This is a genomic window from Peribacillus sp. YIM B13482, assembly GCF_042787975.1.
Lineage (GTDB): Bacteria > Bacillota > Bacilli > Bacillales > DSM-1321 > Peribacillus > Peribacillus simplex_A.
The window spans coordinates 52,259-71,784 of record NZ_JBHZPF010000003.1 but is presented as its reverse complement, the minus strand read 5'-3'; the positions used below and the strand labels follow the sequence as shown (position 1 = coordinate 71,784).

At 41.9% G+C, this 19,526-nt stretch carries 16 protein-coding genes; 1 reads left to right on the top strand and 15 read right to left on the bottom strand.

Going from position 1 to position 19,526, the window contains the following annotated elements; all coding sequences use genetic code 11:
• Nucleotides 1-169: 169 nt before the first annotated feature.
• From ACFX4L_RS03270 to ACFX4L_RS03210, 13 genes are all read right to left on the bottom strand, one after another.
• Entirely contained in the window at nt 170-892 is a 723-nt protein-coding gene (locus ACFX4L_RS03270; RefSeq protein ID WP_061463974.1) for an amino acid ABC transporter ATP-binding protein, read from the bottom strand.
• Nucleotides 885-1,544 carry an amino acid ABC transporter permease gene (locus ACFX4L_RS03265; RefSeq protein WP_061466139.1) on the bottom strand — a complete coding sequence of 220 codons (660 nt, stop codon included), beginning with the start codon at nt 1,542-1,544 and terminating at the stop codon, nt 885-887. The genes ACFX4L_RS03270 and ACFX4L_RS03265 overlap by 8 nt, the downstream gene beginning before the upstream one ends.
• 128 nt (nt 1,545-1,672) lie before the next feature.
• The gene (locus tag ACFX4L_RS03260; RefSeq protein WP_445744651.1) at nt 1,673-2,476 is read right to left on the bottom strand and encodes a transporter substrate-binding domain-containing protein; all 804 of its coding nucleotides are present in this window, start codon (nt 2,474-2,476) and stop codon (nt 1,673-1,675) included.
• 328 nt (nt 2,477-2,804) lie between these two features.
• Nucleotides 2,805-3,242 (bottom strand): BrxA/BrxB family bacilliredoxin, encoded by a 438-nt coding sequence (locus ACFX4L_RS03255; protein WP_061463976.1) that lies wholly within the window; start codon nt 3,240-3,242, stop codon nt 2,805-2,807.
• Between the two features lie 208 nt (nt 3,243-3,450).
• Entirely contained in the window at nt 3,451-4,578 is a 1,128-nt protein-coding gene (gene meaB, locus ACFX4L_RS03250; RefSeq protein ID WP_061463977.1) for a methylmalonyl Co-A mutase-associated GTPase MeaB, read from the bottom strand.
• Entirely contained in the window at nt 4,578-6,770 is a 2,193-nt protein-coding gene (scpA, locus tag ACFX4L_RS03245) for a methylmalonyl-CoA mutase (RefSeq protein ID WP_061463978.1), read from the bottom strand. Before scpA ends, meaB begins: the two co-directional genes overlap by 1 nt.
• Nucleotide 6,771: 1 nt before the next feature.
• The gene (locus ACFX4L_RS03240; protein ID WP_377403929.1) at nt 6,772-8,649 is read right to left on the bottom strand and encodes a methylmalonyl-CoA mutase family protein; all 1,878 of its coding nucleotides are present in this window, start codon (nt 8,647-8,649) and stop codon (nt 6,772-6,774) included.
• A 345-nt stretch (nt 8,650-8,994) separates the two neighbouring features.
• A complete protein-coding gene (locus ACFX4L_RS03235; protein WP_377403926.1) occupies nt 8,995-10,281 on the bottom strand; it encodes a dihydrolipoamide acetyltransferase family protein in 1,287 nt (428 codons plus the stop codon).
• A 26-nt stretch (nt 10,282-10,307) separates the two neighbouring features.
• Nucleotides 10,308-11,291 carry an alpha-ketoacid dehydrogenase subunit beta gene (locus ACFX4L_RS03230; RefSeq protein WP_061463982.1) on the bottom strand — a complete coding sequence of 328 codons (984 nt, stop codon included), beginning with the start codon at nt 11,289-11,291 and terminating at the stop codon, nt 10,308-10,310.
• Nucleotides 11,292-11,303: 12 nt separating this feature from the next.
• Nucleotides 11,304-12,299, bottom strand: a complete 996-nt coding sequence (locus tag ACFX4L_RS03225) for a thiamine pyrophosphate-dependent dehydrogenase E1 component subunit alpha (RefSeq protein WP_377403923.1) — start codon at nt 12,297-12,299, stop codon at nt 11,304-11,306.
• Between the two features lie 23 nt (nt 12,300-12,322).
• Nucleotides 12,323-13,744 carry a dihydrolipoyl dehydrogenase gene (lpdA, locus tag ACFX4L_RS03220; RefSeq protein ID WP_125160628.1) on the bottom strand — a complete coding sequence of 474 codons (1,422 nt, stop codon included), beginning with the start codon at nt 13,742-13,744 and terminating at the stop codon, nt 12,323-12,325.
• Nucleotides 13,745-13,872: 128 nt separating this feature from the next.
• A complete protein-coding gene (gene bcd / locus ACFX4L_RS03215; protein ID WP_061463985.1) occupies nt 13,873-14,970 on the bottom strand; it encodes a branched-chain amino acid dehydrogenase in 1,098 nt (365 codons plus the stop codon).
• A 371-nt stretch (nt 14,971-15,341) separates the two neighbouring features.
• A complete protein-coding gene (locus ACFX4L_RS03210) occupies nt 15,342-17,399 on the bottom strand; it encodes a sigma-54 interaction domain-containing protein (protein WP_284470252.1) in 2,058 nt (685 codons plus the stop codon).
• Between the two features lie 203 nt (nt 17,400-17,602).
• On the opposite strand from ACFX4L_RS03210, the gene ACFX4L_RS03205 reads away from it, so the two are divergent.
• Nucleotides 17,603-17,839, top strand: coding sequence for a DUF2627 domain-containing protein (locus tag ACFX4L_RS03205; protein ID WP_061463986.1), 237 nt, complete (start codon nt 17,603-17,605; stop codon nt 17,837-17,839).
• Nucleotides 17,840-18,084: 245 nt separating this feature from the next.
• Here the strand turns inward: ACFX4L_RS03205 and ACFX4L_RS03200 are convergent, their stop codons facing one another.
• Together ACFX4L_RS03200 and ACFX4L_RS03195 are read right to left on the bottom strand one after the other, a co-directional pair.
• Nucleotides 18,085-18,819 carry a glycerophosphodiester phosphodiesterase gene (locus tag ACFX4L_RS03200; RefSeq protein ID WP_284470251.1) on the bottom strand — a complete coding sequence of 245 codons (735 nt, stop codon included), beginning with the start codon at nt 18,817-18,819 and terminating at the stop codon, nt 18,085-18,087.
• An 86-nt stretch (nt 18,820-18,905) separates the two neighbouring features.
• The gene (locus tag ACFX4L_RS03195) at nt 18,906-19,130 is read right to left on the bottom strand and encodes a hypothetical protein (protein WP_377381845.1); all 225 of its coding nucleotides are present in this window, start codon (nt 19,128-19,130) and stop codon (nt 18,906-18,908) included.
• Nucleotides 19,131-19,526 lie beyond the last annotated feature (396 nt).

The window sequence follows — 19,526 nt, the reverse complement described above, 5'->3', positions numbered from 1 at the left end:
GCTATCTATTATAATACTATCAGGATTTCTGATGTTTTTACAGTCCTTTGTGAATGAAATTTCCAATTTTTCAAAATCCATTCACTCAAAAATACATTATAGGAATAAAATAAAAAAAGGTAACCTAGTCGTTACCTTTTTTTTATAATTATATACTATTTGCCTTGGCTTATAAAACTTTTTCCAAGAAGTCTTTTGCACGCTGGCTTTTCGGATTGGAAAAGAATTCTTCCGGAGCACTTTCTTCGACGAGAAGACCCCCGTCCAAGAAAAGTACACGATCGGCCACTTCTTTGGCAAATCCCATTTCATGCGTTACGATAAGCATGGTCATCCCAGTATGTGCCAGTGACTTCATTACCTCGAGCACTTCTTTTACCATCTCAGGATCAAGAGCTGAGGTCGGCTCATCGAAAAGCATCACTTCCGGATTCATTGCCAATGCCCGCGCAATGGCGACCCGTTGTTTTTGTCCGCCTGATAGACGATTCGGATATGACGATTCTTTATCGGCCAAACCGACTTTAGTCAAGAGCTCCCGGGCTTGTTTTACTGCTTCAGCTTTTGATAATTTTTTCACCTTCATCGGTGCATATGTCAGATTCTCCAGGACAGTTTTATGAGGAAATAAATGAAAATGTTGAAAAACCATTCCGACATTTTCACGCACTTTCATGATATTGGTCTTTTTTTCAGTGATGTTTTGATCTTTAAACCAAATTTGACCATCAGTTGGAGTCTCAAGCATATTGATGCAACGCAAGAAAGTTGATTTTCCCGAACCGGATGGGCCGATGATCGCTAACACTTCACCCTGCCCTATCTCGGTGCTGATGCCTTTTAATACCTCGAGCTTACCATAATTTTTTTTGAGCTCATCAATTTTAATCACTGCGTCTCATTCTCCTTTCAATCACCTTGCCTAAGATGGTAAGAACCATAACCATCACATAATAAATGAGACCGGCAAATAAAATCGGCTCGAAGAATTTATATGTCTCACCGCCGACAATATAAGAACGGCGCATGATATCCCCCAACCCAATAATTGTGACAACGGCTGATTCCTTCGTTAAGGAAATCACTTCGTTCACAAGGGACGGCAGGATATTCTTGATGGCCTGCGGAAGTATTATATTAAGCATCATCCCTGAATAGGGTACCCCAAGTGCAAGTGCAGCCTCACGTTGCCCTTTATCTACCGCTAGAATGCCTCCCCTGATAATCTCAGAGATGTATGCGGCAGAGTTTAGCCCGAATGCTAAAAATGCTGCTTGGAATGCTTCGATTTGAATCCCTAATATTTGTGGTGAACCAAAATAAATCAGCATTAATTGCAGCACTAAAGGGGTACCGCGGAAAATGGATGTATAAAAGTCAGCAATCCAATTTAAGGGCTTGATTCTACTGATTTTAAGTATAGATAATAATATTCCCAAAACAAAACCGATTACAGCCGCAACCGCTACAACCTTTAATGTAGTCGGTATTCCCTCCAGGATATATGGAAGGGAGGGTATAATCCTATCAAATTCCAGATTCACTCCATTCATCCTCTCTTATGAAGGCCGTTCTCATGGGCCTTCCTCCTGCTTCATTTAATGTCAATAAAGCGCGGAAAAACGTTCAGAAGGCATATTGCATCTCTTCTGAACGCTTTTCCTCTCTTGTATTATTCAGTTTCGCTGCCACCGAACCATTTTATTATTAATTTTTCCATTTCACCATTCTCTAACATTTTTTTCAATTCGGCATTGAATTCGTCAGTTAACTTGCTTCCTTTTTGGAAAGCGATTGCCGAACCGGCATCTTCTTCACCAGATTTGATCACATAGCCCACCAAATCTTTATTATCTTTCAAATAGCCTTTTGCCACAGTATCTTCCATGATTGCGGCGTCAAAACGTCCTGTGGACATTTCTTGAACAACCTCTGGAATACGATTCCGTTTTTCAATTTTCATCCCGGTCTTTTTGGATTTATTCAAGTCGTTTGCCAATGTCTCCTGAATGGATGCAAGCTGTACCCCTACCGTTTTCCCTTTTAAATCTTCAACAGTTTTGATCTTACTGTCCTTTGTCGTGATGATCATGTTTTTAGCTGTATAGTATATATCACTGAAATCAACGGATTGTTCACGTTTTTCTGTTGGAGTCATTCCAGAGATAACGAAATCGACCGATTTATTTTCCAGAGCCGGAACAAGACTATTAAAGTCAATGTCCTTCACTTGAACCTCATAACCTAATTTTTTACCGATTGCTTTAGCGATATCAATGTCAAATCCTTTTATTTGATCACTTTTAGATGTTTCAACATATTCAAATGGCGGATAATCCGCAGATGTTCCCATTACCAGGACCTTTTTGTCTTCTTTGCCAGCTGTGTTTTTATCTTTTTTCTCAGATGTTCCGCATGCTGCTAAAATACCTACTAATAACACAGAAGTAAGCAACAATGCTAACTGCTTTTTCAACTTCATTATTATTCCTCCAAAATGATATTTTCAATTCTCTTGTTATTAAATTTGGTTTTAGGTTACATAAATTAATTAATTCGCATAACTAATATTCATACACTAATGTGTATTTTAACACACTCTAATAATTATTCAATAACGTAAAAAATAGATTTACTTTTCGAAATATTCACTCAATTAACCTTCCCCATTTCGCACTTTTTCTCCAGAGGGGATATATCTGGCTTCCTTATCTATCTTCTTTCCTAAATGTTCCTTATTTATGCAAGTTCATGAATAAAAAAAAACCCGTCGATTGGCGGGTTTTTTTGCTTATGGCTATAGCTTACACTTCTTCGCAATATTGATCGAAGTAGTCTTGTAATTTTTCAACTACGGACATCGGGTGGTGCCCTTCAATTTCATGGCGTTCTATCATAGTGATGATTTTTCCATCTTTCAGCAATGCAAATGATGGGGATGACGGTGGATACCCTTCGAAGTAATCACGGGCTTTTTCCGTCGCCTCCTTATCTTGCCCAGCAAAAACAGTTACAAGCTGATCAGGGCGTTTATCATTATGAATCGCATGAGCTGCTGCAGGTCTAGCTATTCCCCCAGCGCAGCCACAAACGGAGTTGACCATAACAAGTGTCGTTCCTTTTTGTGCAAATACCTCTGCTACTTCCTCGGGAGTAGTCAATTCTGTATATCCAGCAGTCTTAATCTCATCGCGAGCCTGTTTGACTACGTCGTTCATTAAAAAATTAAAATCCATATTCATGGTATGTGCCCCTTCCAAGTTTTCTCTTCAATCCTATCATAACAATTGCCACTTCGTGATTCAATAAATTTACCTGCTAAAGGTGGATAAAGGGATCTGAAACATGTTTAAAACGAAAAGGAAGCGGGAACCATGTGTGTAACAACAAGAAAACTTCTTACAAAGGGATGGGGCATGAGAAACAATTCAAGCCCCACCCCTTTCCTGTTTAATTTGACTTAAACGTATCAGTAAAAAATTGAAAGACTTGCTTAACAGCAGTGGTGACCGTTTTATTCCCTGACATCACTTCATTCTCCAGAATAGGGAGAAGACCTTTGACGGTTTCATTTTTATAGAACATCGTTTTAAGCTGGTGATCCATTAATGAATAAAGCCATTCCTTAGATTGCATTCTTCTCCGTTCTTGAAAAACACCAGATTCCTTGGTCATAGCGGAAAATTCATTCAATACATCCCAAAGCTCTGGAATTCCTTTACCGGTTATGGCAGAACAAGTATATGCCTTTCCTGCCCATCCCTTTGTTGCCGGCTGAAGGAAGTGCAAGATTCTACTATATTCGGACTTTGTCCTAATCGCCAACGGAATGTTCTCCCCGTCCGCTTTATTGACCACAATTCCGTCCACAAGTTCCATGATCCCTTTTTTCATCCCCTGTAATTCATCCCCGGCACCGGTTAGGACAAGGAGCATGAAGAAGTCGACCATACTTCGTACTATAGCTTCACTCTGGCCGACACCAACAGTTTCTATCAGGATGACATCAAATCCTGCCGCTTCACAAAGCAACATCGTTTCCCTTGTTTTGCGGTGAACTCCTCCTAAGGTGCCTTCGGATGGTGAGGGCCTTATGAAGGCACGGGGGTTTCTTGCCAGCTCCTCCATCCTCGTCTTATCACCTAGGATACTTCCCCCGTTGATAGAAGAGCTTGGGTCGACGGCTAGAACAGCAACCTTATGGCCCCTTGCACATAAGTAGGATCCAAACGTCTCGATAAACGAGCTTTTCCCTGCACCTGGCACTCCGGAAATCCCGATTCGAATCGAGTTCCCTGTATGAGAAAGGATGGAATGTAATAATTCCTGTGCAGGATCGAAGTGGTGGGGTGCATTGCTTTCAATCAGTGTAATCCCTTTAGCAAGATTGGCCCTATCCCCTTTTATGATTCCCTCTTTAAGTTCATGGATCGGTATGCTTACATTTTGTTTTTTGACGAATTTGCTTTTTGAAGCTTTGTTATGACTGGCTGTTAATTCTACACCTGGCTTTAATGAAGAAGCAAAACCTTCCTGATTGTTAAGATCGACCCATTCCGGCTTCTTGTCTTCACTCATTATTGGACCACTTCCTCATATCCGAGGCGATTGTATATTTCCTGAAGCACTTTTTTCGCTGCCTGTGGAATGACTGTACCAGGTCCAAAAATGGCTGAAGCGCCATTTTCCATTAAGTAATCATAATCCTGTGCAGGGATGACGCCGCCGACGATCACTATGATGTCTTCACGGCCCAATTTCTTCAGTTCCGACATTAGCTGCGGTAACAATGTTTTATGACCGGCAGCAAGCGAACTCATTCCGACAACATGCACATCATTTTCCACGGCCTGTAAGGCGGTTTCTTCCGGTGTTTGGAATAATGGACCGATATCGACATCATAGCCTAAATCCGCAAACCCCGTTCCTACTACTTTAGCTCCACGATCATGACCGTCCTGACCCATTTTAGCCATTAACAAACGCGGTCTTCTTCCTTCATTTTCAAGGAACTCTTCCGTCATGCGGACGACTTCCTCAATTTCCGCTTCTTTTGAGTATGCCGAGCTATATACACCGCTGATAGAACGGATCGTTGCTTTATGACGTCCAGCCACCTCTTCGACCGCATCGGAGATTTCACCTAGTGAAGCCCGTACTCTTGTAGCTTGCACAGCCAGTTCAAGCAGGTTACCTTCGCCTGTTCTAGCAGCCCTGGATAGCGCCTGAAGAGCTTCATCCACCTTTGCCTGATCACGCTTCGCTTTTAATTCGCCCAAACGCTTTAGCTGACTTTCTCGAACTGCGGTATTATCAATCTCCAGTATTTCAATCGGATCTTCTTTTTTCAAACGATATTTATTGACGCCGACAATCGTTTCATCCTGAGAATCGATTTTAGCTTGACGCTTTGCAGCCGCTTCCTCGATCCTCATTTTTGGAAGGCCGGTTTCGATTGCCTTTGCCATTCCTCCAAGACCTTCGATTTCTTCTATGTGAGCCCAAGCCCTTTCGATTAATTCATTAGTGAGCGATTCTACATAATATGAACCCGCCCATGGATCGATTACCTTTGTGATACCGGTTTCCTCCTGCAGATAAAGCTGTGTGTTACGTGCAATGCGGGCCGAGAAATCAGTTGGCAGTGCAATGGCCTCATCCAGTGCGTTCGTATGCAGGGACTGTGTATGTCCCAGTGCGGCCGCATGAGCTTCAATCAGGGTCCTTGCGACATTATTAAACGGATCCTGCTCGGAGAGGCTCCAGCCGGAGGTTTGGGAATGAGTCCTTAATGCCATCGCTTTATTATTTTTCGGTTCGAACTGTTTCATCAGTTTTGACCAAATGAAACGAGCCGCCCTCATTTTCGCCACCTCCATGAAATAGTTCAATCCTACAGCCCAGAAGAATGACAGGCGTGGTGCAAACTTATCGATATCAATACCTGCCTTCATGCCGGTACGTGCGTACTCAAGACCATCAGCCAATGTATAGGCCAGTTCGATATCCGCCGGCGCCCCCGCTTCTTGGAGATGATAACCCGAGATGGAAATGGAATTGAATTTCGGCATATATTTGGAGGTATACTCAAAAATATCAGCTATGATTTTCATGGACATTTCAGGTGGGTAGATATACGTATTCCGAACCATATATTCCTTTAAGATGTCATTTTGAATCGTGCCCGAAAGCTTATCCTGTGTAACGCCTTGTTCTTCAGCTGTCACGATATAAAAAGCCAGGATAGGTAATACTGCACCGTTCATAGTCATTGATACGGACATCTGATCTAGCGGAATCCCGTTGAAAAGGATTTTCATGTCAAGGATGGAATCAATGGCAACTCCCGCTTTCCCCACATCACCGACAACGCGTGGATGATCGGAGTCATAACCACGGTGTGTGGCTAAATCAAAGGCAACTGAGAGCCCTTTTTGCCCCATCGCCAGATTACGTCTGTAGAACGCATTGGATTCCTCAGCAGTCGAAAAACCTGCATACTGGCGTACCGTCCAAGGACGATTGACATACATCGAAGGATAGGGCCCCCTTGTAAACGGAGCGATGCCTGGGACACTTTCCATATGCTCCAATTCGCGATTATCTTCTTTAACATAAAGCGGTTTGACTTTTATTTGTTCATTGGTTTCAAACAGAAGGCTATCGATATTTTGCCCAACGGCTTTTTCGGCTTCTTTTTTCCATGCTTCTACCGTCCCTTTAATCTTAGCCTTGGCAGGATTTATAGCAGAAAAATTCGGTTTTTTCATTTCAGTTCACCCCTAGCTCATGCAATAATTCCAATAAAATTGCTATTACGTTCGTTTTAACATGGATAGAATCTTTCATTCCGGCTTCACTTAGTGTGATTTCCAATTCTTCTTGCTGCTTGCCAGCCAAATAAATATTGATTTCAGGGAATTGCTTTTTAATTTCTTTAATTGTGATTGGGGCTAATTCCGCGTAGTCACCATCACTGCCGCAAATACAATAGATAGGGAAATTGGTCGAAGCTACGTAATCGACTGCTTCCTGAATGGTTTGACACCCCTTACTACCTACTGTTTCAATACCTCCTGCTGCAGCCAGACTTTTAACGAAATCTGCACGGGGTTTATAGGATTTAAGGTTTTTCAAATTAATCAAACCGATTGTTGGAGCTGTTCCATTTATTTCTTTATAACTTTCACTGCGCAGTCTTATTTGTTCGAACTGAATGGATACCCGTTCCAAGGCGATTGGCGTAATGCCAACCGGCTTCTCAACTTTCATGTATGACACATGTTTATCCAGTGTCGGGGTTTTAATCTTATCAGCTGGATTCGGATAAACATTCGTTCCGATAATACTATCTTTTCTGAAAGCCGCATTTTGAACTCTTCCTAGGTATACTTCAGCTATGTCTTTCTGTAGGGTGCCTTGCTTAATCAGCTCTAAAATCCCCCCGGCTTCATCGATTTCAAGGAATTTCGCCCAAGCCTTTTCAGCCAATTCATCCGTTAATTGTTCAACATACCAAGAACCGCCAGCAGGATCGACCACGGTGGTGATATTTGTTTCCTCTTTTAAAATCAAATGAGTGTTACGGGCGATTCTTTCTGAAAAATCATCAGATTCACCAGTTGCATGAGTAAATGGATGAATTTGAAGATATTGAATGCCACCGATAGCTGCAGCAAAAGCTTGGTTTGTGGTCCGAAGAATATTGACGTGCTGGTCATATAGCGTTTCTGTCAGTTCGGAAGTAACAGCATGTATGGCCATTTTAAAATGATCCGGAGCTGTATCGAAGGCTTCAGCAAGACCTGCCCAAAGCCTCCTGGCAGCCCGCAGTTTGGCGATGGACATGAAGTAATTGGAATCGACTGCAAACGAAAATACTATTCTTTCGGAAACTGAAGAAATGGAAAGCCCTTGTTTTTGCCCTTCCAATAGATATTGGACGGCTGCCGATAATCCGTACGCGATTTCTTGAACGGCATTGGCTCCTCCATTATGATAGACTGCCGTATTAATCAGGACTGTCTTTAAATCCCGGCCTACCTTCTGATAATCTTGGATCGTCTTAAGCCATTCTGCAAAATAATGATCCGTATCCTCTGGCAGCTGACCGCCAATGAGCCATTCTGCAATGGGATCTTCTGCAACTACGCCTGTCAATTGGGCATTTTGCGATTCAGCAACGGCTTTGAATTGCGGGAATAATCCTTTTTGTTTTCCCTTAAGGTCAATGAAAACCGGGATTTCCCTTAATGGGATATCTTTAAACAATTTTTCAGCCCTTGCTCCCTCAGCAAGCAAACTTGCAGGGTATGCCACGACATTTTGACCGCGCTTGAATGACACCTTCATCTTTTCATTTGCCTCTTCAGCCGTGACACCGCTTACAGGTTGAACGACCAGCCAAGGTTTTTCATAATAACCCGTTGGAAACGTTCCTCGGGTATAAGGGAAGAACCCTGGCAATTCAGCTACATTTGCCGTTGAATCCGCCGTTTCTGTATAAAGTGGATATAAAGTGATGCCCTCATATGTATTCGTTTTTAATTTTTCTATACTTTTTCCTTTTAAACTGACTTCCGCAGCTTCTTTCCACTCTTCCAAAGAAGGCTTAGGAAAGGTTATGTTTTTTACATCTTTCAGTTCCATCTGTAATCGCTTTCTTATCGTCTGCCGCCTCAATCGCCATATCCATTCTTCGGGAGAACGAACGCTCAGTCAGTTCAGATAAGAAAACCACCCTCCCATCAATTTGATCTGGATTATACTAACATTCTATCATAATTTTCTTGAAATTTAAGCCAATAGAAATTAGCAAAGGAGTTCTAAGAGAAGCTGATAGCCTTTTTCGTCTCTTTGAAATAAAGTACAGCCCTGTTCTGTGCTAGAACAGCTCTCAATAAAATAATAGCAAAAATAAAATTTTTGTCGATGTTTTTCTAAAAAGAAGTACAAAAAAAGGAAGGAACCTACTGTCCTTCCTTTTTCTTCATTTTAGTATATGGAAGTGTTTTCTTTGGAAATCTTTTCGATGATTTCTTTAACTCTTGCGAGGAATCGTCCACATACCAGGCCGTCCAAAACACGATGATCTAGGGATAAACAGAGATTAACCATATCCCGTACTGCAATCATGTCATTTATGACCACTGGCCGTTTCACAATTGTTTCAACTTGTAAAATGGCTGCCTGTGGATAATTGATGATTCCCATGGATTGGACAGAACCGAATGAACCAGTGTTATTAACAGTGAACGTGCCACCTTGCATATCCTCTGCTTTTAACTTACCCGCCTTCACTTTGGATGCGAGTTCCTGTATCTCCCTTGCAATACCTTTGATTGATTTTTCATCTGCATTTTTTATGACCGGTACAAATAAGGCATCTTCAGTTGCAACGGCTATTGATATATTGATTTCTTTCTTTTGTATGATTTTTTCGCCTGCCCACATCGAATTGAGCTCTGGAAATTCCGTAAGGGCTTGAGCAACCGCTTTTACGAAAAAGGCAAAGTACGTTAAATTATAACCTTCTTTTTGTTTAAAGTCGGATTTTAGATTATCACGCAACTTCACCATATTGCTTGCGTCAACTTCCACCATCGTCCAAGCATGCGGAATTTCGTGCTTACTTTTCAACATATTGGACGCAATTGCCTTACGGATGCCGGTAACAGGTATTTCCTTGTCACCAGCCGCAGTCGTAGCGTTTGTTACTGGGCTGGTTTGACGATCAACTTGAGGAGCGAGCACTTTAGGAGCCGAATCGGGCATTGCCGAAGGCTCATCCGCCTTAGGAAGATTCCCTGATTCAACAAGTTTAAGTAAATCTTTACGGGTGATCCGTCCCTCATTCCCCGTTCCTTTCACTTTTGAAAGATCGATTCCATGCTCCTGGGAAAGTTTTAACACTGCTGGCGAATAGCGAGCTTTCCTTGATGGTTCGGCCGCTTGCTGTACATTTCTTGTAACAGGTGCATCAACTTTTTCTACGCTATGAGAAACAGCTTGCCCTACATTATCGTTATCCGTCTTTGCCGTTTCAACTTCAATCGAGCAAATGACTTCCCCGACTGCTAACGTTTGATTCTCATCCGCTTTCAATTCCTTGATGATGCCGGTGAAGGAAGAAGGAACCTCAGCATTTACTTTATCCGTCATCACTTCAGCTAACGGGTCGTATTTCGTGACATGATCCCCAGGCTTTACAAGCCATTTACTGATGGTTCCCTCTGTGACACTTTCGCCTAGTTGAGGCATCTTCATTAATTCCATAGCCATAAATCGTTCCTCCTTCTTAACAGTCATTAATACTCAGCCAATTCCCTCATAGCTTTTTCCACCTTATCTGGATTCACCATAAAATGTTTTTCCATCGTAGGCGCATATGGCATGGCAGGTACATCAGGTCCGGCCAACCGTTTTACAGGAGCATCCAAATCAAAAAGGCAATGCTCGGCAATGATGGCTGCGACCTCACTCATAATGCTTCCTTCTTTATTGTCCTCCGTAACCAGTAAAACTTTCCCCGTTTTAGATGCCGCTTCTATGATAGCATCTTTATCTAAAGGGTAGACGGTGCGCAAGTCAAGAACATGTGCAGAGATTCCATCTGCAGCTAATTTTTCTGCTGCCTGAAGGGCAAAATGCACACAAAGGCCATAGGAGATGACAGTAATGTCTTCCCCTTCCCTTTTCACATCCGCCTTACCGATTGGAAGTACATAATCTTCAGTGGGTACCTCACCCTTGATCAAGCGATATGCGCGTTTATGTTCAAAGAAAAGCACTGGATCTTCATCGCGAATGGCAGCTTTAAGCAAACCCTTTACATCATACGGAGTGGAAGGCATCACAATTTTCAAACCCGGCTGATTGGCAAAGATTGCTTCAACCGATTGTGAATGATAAAGGGCTCCATGAATTCCTCCTCCATATGGGGCACGGATCACCATAGGACAGCTCCAGTCATTATTGGAACGGTATCTAATCTTGGCTGCCTCTGAAACAATTTGGTTAATGGCAGGCATGATGAAATCAGCAAATTGCATCTCAGCTATCGGCCGAAGCCCATACATGGCGGCTCCAATTCCCACTCCTGCAATTGCAGATTCAGCGAGCGGTGTATCGATGACCCTGGCTTCACCGAATTGGTCATATAAACCATGAGTCGCTTTAAAGACCCCACCTTTTTTTCCAACATCCTCTCCCAATACGAATACACGGGAATCACGTTCCATCTCTTCCCTCATTGCCATTGTTACAGCATCTATATAAGAAATCACTGGCATTCTATTACCCCCTTACTTTTGTGCATACACATGATTCATTGCACTTTCAGCCTTCGGATATGGAGCATTTTCAGCATAATCAGTAGCTTCGTTGACTATCTTCATGACTTCATCATTCATTTGTTTCTCAAGATCCTCATCCATGATTCCCACTTCTTTTAAATACGCTCCAAATGTCTTTATGGAATCCTTTGTTTTAGCTTCGGCCACTTCATCCGCTGTCCGGTAGCTTCTGTCATCATCATCACTTGAATGTGGAGTGAGCCTATATGAAACGGTTTCTACAAGGGAAGGCCCCTCTCCCCTTCGTGCACGGTCAGCCGCTTCTTTCACTGCTGCATACACTTCCAATGGGTCATTGCCATCCACCGTTATTCCAGGCATCCCATAGCCAATCGCCCTATCGGAAACATTTTCACACGATAGCTGTTTCTCAATAGGAACGGAAATCGCATATTTATTATTTTCACACATGAAAATGACCGGTAGCTTATGCACACCTGCAAAGTTGGCCCCTTCATGAAAATCGCCCTGATTTGATGAACCTTCCCCAAACGTTACGAATGTTACTAAATCCTTACCTTCCATCTTCCCAGCAAGGGCAATTCCAACTGCATGCGGGACCTGTGTCGTTACAGGTGACGAACCGGTGACGATTCTATTTTCCTTTTGACCAAAATGTCCAGGCATTTGACGTCCCCCGGAATTGGGATCTTCCTCTTTCGCAAAACCTGAAAGCATCAAGTCTTTTGCGGTCATTCCGAAGGTAAGAACCACACCAACATCCCGATAATAAGGCAGTACATAATCCTTTTGCCTATCCAGCGCAAAAGCTGCTCCAACCTGTGCAGCTTCTTGCCCCTGGCAGGAAATTACGAAGGGAATTTTCCCGGACCGGTTTAAAAGCCACATACGCTCATCAATCCTGCGGGACAAAAGCATTGTCCTGTACATATCTAAAACCTTTTCCTCAGTTAAGCCTAATTGTTCATGACGTTTTTCTACCATCATAAAACCTCCTGACCTTATTCTTATGAATGAATGGCAAGTCCATCGATAGCAAGCGCCGCCTCGCCGATTGCTTCAGAAAGACTTGGATGTGGATGAATTGTCTTGGCTACCTCCCAAGGTGTCGCATCAAGTACTTTTGCAAGTCCAGCTTCTGAAATCATATCCGTAACATGTGGTCCGATCATATGAACGCCAAGTATATCATCCGTTTTCTTATCTGCAATGATTTTGACAAAACCATCTGCTTCCCCGAATACAAGGGCCTTACCAACTGCACGGAATGGGAATTTCCCAATTTTAAGTTCATAGCCTTCCTTGTTTGCCTGCTCTTCCGTCAAACCTACGCTGGCAGCTTCAGGGCTAGAATACACACATTTTGAAATTAGCGAATAATCCAACCGTTCTGGTTTTTGGCCTGCCATATGCTCAACGGCTGTAATACCTTCATGGGAGGCAACATGAGCCAATTGAAGACCGCCGATACAATCACCGATCGCATAGATATGTGTTTCCTTCGTTTGGAAGAATTCATTGGTTTCAATAAAGCCTTTTTCTTTCACAATTTCCGTATTTTCAAGGCCGATCCCTTCAACATTTGCTGATCTGCCCACGGAAACCAGCATTTTTTCAGCTGTGAATTCCTCTACCGATCCATTTACTTCAGCAGAAATAGTTACTGAAACATCCGTTTTCAGGGTTTCAGGCAATACCTTGGCACCTGTAACGAATTTGACGCCTTTTTTAGTTAGGAGACGAAGCATCTCACTAGAAATATCATGATCTTCTGTCGGGATGATTCTATCCGCATATTCAAGTACTGTTACTTCAACACCAAAATCATTCAGCATCGAGGCCCATTCAATTCCGATAACTCCCCCGCCTACAATAATCAATGATTTTGGCAGGCTCTCAAGCTTTAGGGCTTCATCCGATGTTAAGACCAATTCCCCATCAATTGGTAAACCTGGCAGTGTCCTCGGACGCGAACCGGTAGCTATGATAATATTCTGAGGAATAAGCATTTCATTTTCACTGCCATTATTCATTTCCACGGAAATTGTCCCAGGCATCGGTGAAAATATAGATGGACCAAGTATACGTCCTAATCCTTCATAAACGGTTATCTTCCCTTGTTTCATCAAGTGCTGAACACCTTTATAGAGTTGATCAACCACTTTATTTTTTCTTTCCTGTACCTTAAGGAAATCCAACTTTACATCCCCGGTAATAATACCGAATTCCTCGCTCTTCACTGCAGTCTGATAAACTTCTGCACTTCTTAAAAGTGCTTTTGAAGGGATACAGCCTTTATGTAGACACGTTCCGCCGAGCTTGCCTTTTTCCACGACAGCCGTTTTCAATCCTAATTGTGCAGCCCTTATTGCTGCCACATACCCACCTGTTCCTCCTCCGAGGATAACGAGGTCAAATTCTTCAGCCAAAACCACTCCTCCTCATAATTACAGATTGTCACCTTTTTACTTGCACTATGTTTATTACGTTATCCATGTTGAAAATTCCTGTGTTTATTTAAAAAAAACACAGGAATCTATAACTTGTATAACTACATTCATTTTCTTCCATTCAAGATATGCTTTTCATTTTGTAAAAATTGACTTCTTGAATTCCTCATACGAGCAATGCGCTCCTCTGCCATCCTGTCCGCTGCTTTGTAAGTTGGAATTTGATCACGTTTTGCAATCTCCATGACTCGTTCAATGGTATCATAAACCGTTTCCACTTTCTTAAGCGCTCTTTCCCGATTATACCCTAAAAGCTCATCAGCCACGTTTATGACTCCACCTGCGTTAATTACATAATCAGGAGCATATATAATACCTTTTTCATGAATTTGATCGCCATGAACAGGATCCTTCAATTGATTATTGGCTGCACCTGCAATGACTTTCGCCTTGATTTTATTGATTGTTTGATCATTTATGACAGCCCCTAATGCACAAGGAGCATAGATATCACATTCAACCCCATAAATTTCATCTGGATCCACTGCTGTCGCCCCAAAGGATTCAACTGCACGGGCCACGCTTTCTTTATTGATATCAGTCACGATCAGTTTAGCGCCCTCCTCATGAAGGTGGCGGCATAAGTTATAAGCTACATTCCCGACGCCTTGGACTGCAATTACCTTGCCTTCTAAAGAATCATTGCCGAATGCTTCTTTTGCAGCAGCTTTCATACCGCGGTATACCCCATAAGCAGTTACAGGGGAAGGGTTACCTGAAGAACCGAATGCAGGGGAAATCCCAGTGACAAAATCCGTTTCCTCGTGGATGAGATCCATGTCTTCAACTGTCGTCCCTACATCTTCAGCTGTTATATAACGCCCATTCAGCCCTTGGATATACCTTCCGAACGCACGGAACATTTCTTCATTTTTATCCTTGCGCGGATCGCCGATGATGACGGTTTTTCCCCCGCCTAAATTCAAGCCGGCTGCTGCATTCTTATATGTCATTCCTTTCGAAAGCCTTAAAGCGTCTTCTATGGCATCTTCTTCAGAAGCATACGTCCACATCCTTGTGCCACCAAGTGCAGGTCCCAATGTCGTATCATGAATGGCAATAATCGCTTTCAAACCCGATTGTTTATCCTGACAGAATAGCAGTTGTTCGTAATCATACTTCTCAAGATATTTAAAAATTTCCATAAAGGAATCCTCCCTAGATGTTTTAATCGTTTGTGTCAGATATGAGGATGCTAAATTACTCCTCATTCTTACTGGTTACTACGTTCATTTTAAATAAATTCCGCTAAACACATGATATTTTTCCCATTTGGAATGGTTCCCTTGAAAAATCCATTCACTTTTAAATATGCAAATAACATGCCAATAAACTGAAAAGTGAGAGCCTTTTTAACCAAAAAAAGGAGATGCTGGTTCATAAGTTGGACAACTATAGCCTATAACAAATTTAAAAAAATTTCATGTTAGAAGTGGACTCTCACTCAAATTAAAATAAATCAGAAAATTCCGTGCAGTTTTTTTCATAGTGCGCAAATTTTAACGTGCAAAGAATTTCATAGTTCGAATTTTTCCATTTTGTAATACAGATTTCTAACTGATATCCCCAGCGCTTTTGCTGTAAGTGTTTTATTTCCATTGTGTGTATAGATCGCTTGCTGAATGATTTCGGCTTCATACTGGTCTATTATCTCCGAGAGCGGTTTACCCGATACGTAGCCAGAAGAAGGCCTCATTAATTTCTCCTGTTTTAATGGAACCTCTTCGATAAAATCGGGAATATGCTGTATATCAATGATCGTCTCGTTCAATTTCATGAAAATGATCGCCCGTCCTAAAATATTCTCCAGTTCCCTCACATTCCCTGGCCAGTTATAGATTTGCATCTTATGTATAGCATCTGCAGTGATTCCCTCTATGCTCCGTCCATACTCCTGATTGATTTTATGAATTAAATGCTCCGCCAATTCTTTCAAATCTTCTTTTCGCTTTCGTAAAGGAGCAATGAAAATGGGCATGCGGTTCAGCCTGAAATATAAATCTTCCCTGAATGATCCGCTTGATATTGCCTGTTCAAGGTTGATATTCGTAGCTGCTATGACACGGACATTGATGGGAATCGGCTTTGTTCCCCCCACTCTGATGATTTCCCGTTCTTGTAAAACCCGTAGTAATTTTGCTTGGATGTTGGCTGGTAATTCACCAATTTCGTCCAAAAAGATACTCCCTTGATTTGCCTCTTCGAAAAAACCGACCTTTCCGCCTCTGCTTGCCCCTGTAAAGGCTCCCTCATCATAACCAAACAGTTCACTTTCAAGTAATGATTCTGAGATGGCCGCGCAATTTACACGTACGAATTTATTGAATTTCCTATCGCTCGCATTATGGATGGCGTGGGCAAACAACTCTTTTCCTGTCCCTGATTCCCCTCTCAATAAGACAGTAGCGGGTGTCCTTGCCGATAATTTCGCCTGTTCAATCGGAAGCTTCATCTCTTCGGAAGCTCCTATTATATCATCAAAGGAATATTTAGCCTGCAATGTCCGGATAATTTGTCTCGCCCGATTCAATTCGTGAGTCAATGCTTGAATTTCGGATACATCATGAATGACGCCAACACTGCCTTTCAAGCACCCGTCCACAATGATTGGAGCTACATTCACAATCACTTCCTTATGTTTTGGGCCGACACGCATATTGACACCCCGAACAGGCTTTTTTGTCTGGAGCACTTTCATATGCATACTATCACCTTCGTAAATATCGATGGAAGCCGGCTTACCAATCACTTGGTTCTTTGTTAAGCCAGTGATTCTTGTATATGCCGGATTGATCAATAGTCCCCTCCCTTGATCATCCACGACCGATATGGCTTCATCACTGGATTGAATGATTGCCTGGAGCATCGTCTGTATCTCTTTTAAATCAGTGATCTGCTCCGCCAATTGCACAGCTTCCGTTTTATTCCTAAACACAGAAAAAGCCCCTATGATTTCCTTATCGGCATTTACCAGAGGAATCCTTGTCGTTATAAGCTCCATCCCATTAGTAAGCGTGATCTCCTGATTTACTTCTTTTTTGTTCATTTCCATCACTCGAAGTAATCCAGTTGAAGGGAAGAGATCTTTGATATGTCTGCCAATCACATCCTCGCGCTTTGTGTCAGATGCTCGTTCCGCACTATCATTGAACATGATGATGAATCCCTCATGATCAATCACCACCATCCCTTCACTGGTCGTATTCAGGATCAAATCCATTTTTGCCGAGGCATTCTCCAATTTATTTATTAAACGATTTTTCTCTTCAAACAGCTTAGTCATAATGAGGGCGACACTTCCAGGAATGAGTATCGTTTGATCATCCATATCCCTTTTTATCTTTTTATAGACGGACGGGTCTCCAGTCGTATCAAAAATGATGTCCAAATCCCAATCCAATCCCTTGCTCCAATTAGTCACTGTAGGAATCCTTCGCTCTTTTGCAGCAAGCATTCCTTCAGCCGATTCATTTGTATCAGCCATACAAACAATTGAGAATACTTCACTTTCCGAAAGGAGTTTCAACACGGTTGTCCCTCCCACTCCTCCCCCCACTATCATGACTTTTTGCATGAGCCATCCCCCTTAAATAATTACCCATTTATTATATCTATCTCTGCAATTTTTTTCATACTCCACATCTCATCTTACCATATTGGTATCCTTTAAAAAAAGCCACCAACTTCCAGTCATTTTCTAGATTCCCGAAACTTGACAAATATTTTATATCTATTATCATTTTTAAAAGATGGAATTTTCGGAAGGGATTTGACAGCATGAAACGTTTAATCGCTTTTTTGATTCTTTTTATACCCGGGGCCTTCGCTGCCTATGGCATAAAAATAATGAGGGACATGGTGTTCGGTATTTTACAGCCTCCCTATCCAGTCCTTTGGCTGCAATTTTTAATCGGACTGCTTTTAGCGATTGCCGGGATAGCCTTTATCGCAGGCTTCGTCCTTCATCGAGATCGAAAACAAAATAAGGTCCAAAGCAGGTTCAATAAATTTTAAACACTAAAAAGAACACAAAAAAAGAAGGTGCCATATAATTATGACACCTTCTCAGGCTGTCGACAAAGTCGACAGCTGTTTTTTATAAAAAGTTTAGCAACAATATATTGTGTCCTTCTTTCAAATTTACAACTAAATATGCTAATTAAAAGATAAAAAAACCCCTTTTTCTCCAACAATTCTTTTGGAAAAGGGGTTTGTCTACACTCTGAGAAGGTGCCATATAATTATGGCACCTTCTTTCTTTATCTCGATTTAAGTCCTTCTCTGGCCCGTACGGCTGCCTCAGGAAAATCGGTTATGATGGCACTGCACCCCAATTTGAATAATCTTTTCATCTCGGCTTCCTCATTGATGGTATATGGCCGTACAGCAACACCCATGCTCAACGATGCTTGAATAACAAAATCAGGGGCAGCCCGGAAATTTGGATGGATTGCGCTCCCGCCTATTGCTTTGGCATATATCCACGGCATGTACAGACCATCCCTATAAAGCGGTGCCGTCTCCAGTTCCGGTGCCAATTGATGGCATTTAACCAAACTGTAATGATTGAATGATGAAAGGATAATCCTTTCATCCATTTCATAGGCACGGGTGAGCTGTATGACTTTCTCTTCTAAACCTGGATACAGAAAAAGCGTGTTTTTCAGTTCAATATTGCAATAAAGCTGATTGTCGTTAAGCCAGATAAATAGTTCTTCAAGCGTCGGAATGTTTTCTTTACTCAATTTCCCCTTAAAGTTTGGGGACGCATTAAGTGTTTTCAACTCCATCAAGGTCCTGTCTTTTACATACCCTGAGGCATTCGTGGTCCGATCGAGCTTTTCATCGTGAATGATGACCACTTCTCCATCTTTCGAGAGCTGGACATCCGTTTCGATTCCGTCAGCCCCCACACGTGCAGCTTCTTTGAACGCAGACATCGTATTTTCCGGATGTGTTCCTGACGAGCCTCGATGTGCAAAGATTAAGGTCATGATGAAATCTGCCACCTCTCCCAAAAATCGTTATATCCCAATTTTATGAACAGACACAGCAAATTATTTTCATCTAGATCAATCATTTATCGGAAACTTTCAAAATGCAGGTGATTATTTTCGGCATAGAAGGTTCCTTTCGTCAAACAACTCAATTTCTTTTCCAAACTTTTGATTTGCCAGCAGGTATCCGGAAAGGCCATTTGACCAATCGTTATTTCACCTTCCCCTTTTGATTCAAGCATATCTATGATTGACTTCCGTTTCTCATCCAATTGAAGTATTGCGCCATCAATTTCTTCAATCAACATTTTGTTTGTTCATATTCCTTTATTGATTCGAGTTCCTTTATTTTTGATTCATATAAAAGCAAAGTATCATTCAATCCTTTTTTTAAAAGATTACGGTCAAACCCCTTGCCATTAATTATCGTTTTCCCTCCATACGAATCCCGATAACTGCCGCTCTAACTTTTCCATCCGCCTCAATAACGACGCCGATTAATTTTCCATCTTTTCATCCGTGAAGATATTCTTGGCTTTTTAGGAAACTCCCCGGCGAATATGTCGCTAAACTAAAAAAAATTAATGATTCAGATAATGAATCCCGCTTTTTCCACCAAACAAAAACGCCTTTTATTTATTGGATTCTTCCTGCAAAATCCAATAAATAAAAGGCGTTTAATTTTTTTTAATCGGCAGCGTAAA

Coding starts and splice junctions, on each gene's coding strand:
- ACFX4L_RS03255 (WP_061463976.1), bottom strand. CDS start 3,242: ATGAATATGGATTTTAATTTTTTAATGAACGACGTAGTCAAACAGGCT.
- meaB (WP_061463977.1), bottom strand. CDS start 4,578: ATGAGTGAAGACAAGAAGCCGGAATGGGTCGATCTTAACAATCAGGAA.
- scpA (WP_061463978.1), bottom strand. CDS start 6,770: ATGAAAAAACCGAATTTTTCTGCTATAAATCCTGCCAAGGCTAAGATT.
- ACFX4L_RS03240 (WP_377403929.1), bottom strand. CDS start 8,649: ATGGAACTGAAAGATGTAAAAAACATAACCTTTCCTAAGCCTTCTTTG.
- ACFX4L_RS03235 (WP_377403926.1), bottom strand. CDS start 10,281: ATGGCTATGGAATTAATGAAGATGCCTCAACTAGGCGAAAGTGTCACA.
- ACFX4L_RS03230 (WP_061463982.1), bottom strand. CDS start 11,291: ATGCCAGTGATTTCTTATATAGATGCTGTAACAATGGCAATGAGGGAA.
- ACFX4L_RS03225 (WP_377403923.1), bottom strand. CDS start 12,299: ATGGTAGAAAAACGTCATGAACAATTAGGCTTAACTGAGGAAAAGGTT.
- bcd (WP_061463985.1), bottom strand. CDS start 14,970: ATGGAAATTTTTAAATATCTTGAGAAGTATGATTACGAACAACTGCTA.
- ACFX4L_RS03210 (WP_284470252.1), bottom strand. CDS start 17,399: ATGCAAAAAGTCATGATAGTGGGGGGAGGAGTGGGAGGGACAACCGTG.
- ACFX4L_RS03205 (WP_061463986.1), top strand. CDS start 17,603: ATGAAACGTTTAATCGCTTTTTTGATTCTTTTTATACCCGGGGCCTTC.
- ACFX4L_RS03200 (WP_284470251.1), bottom strand. CDS start 18,819: ATGACCTTAATCTTTGCACATCGAGGCTCGTCAGGAACACATCCGGAA.
- ACFX4L_RS03195 (WP_377381845.1), bottom strand. CDS start 19,130: ATGTTGATTGAAGAAATTGATGGCGCAATACTTCAATTGGATGAGAAA.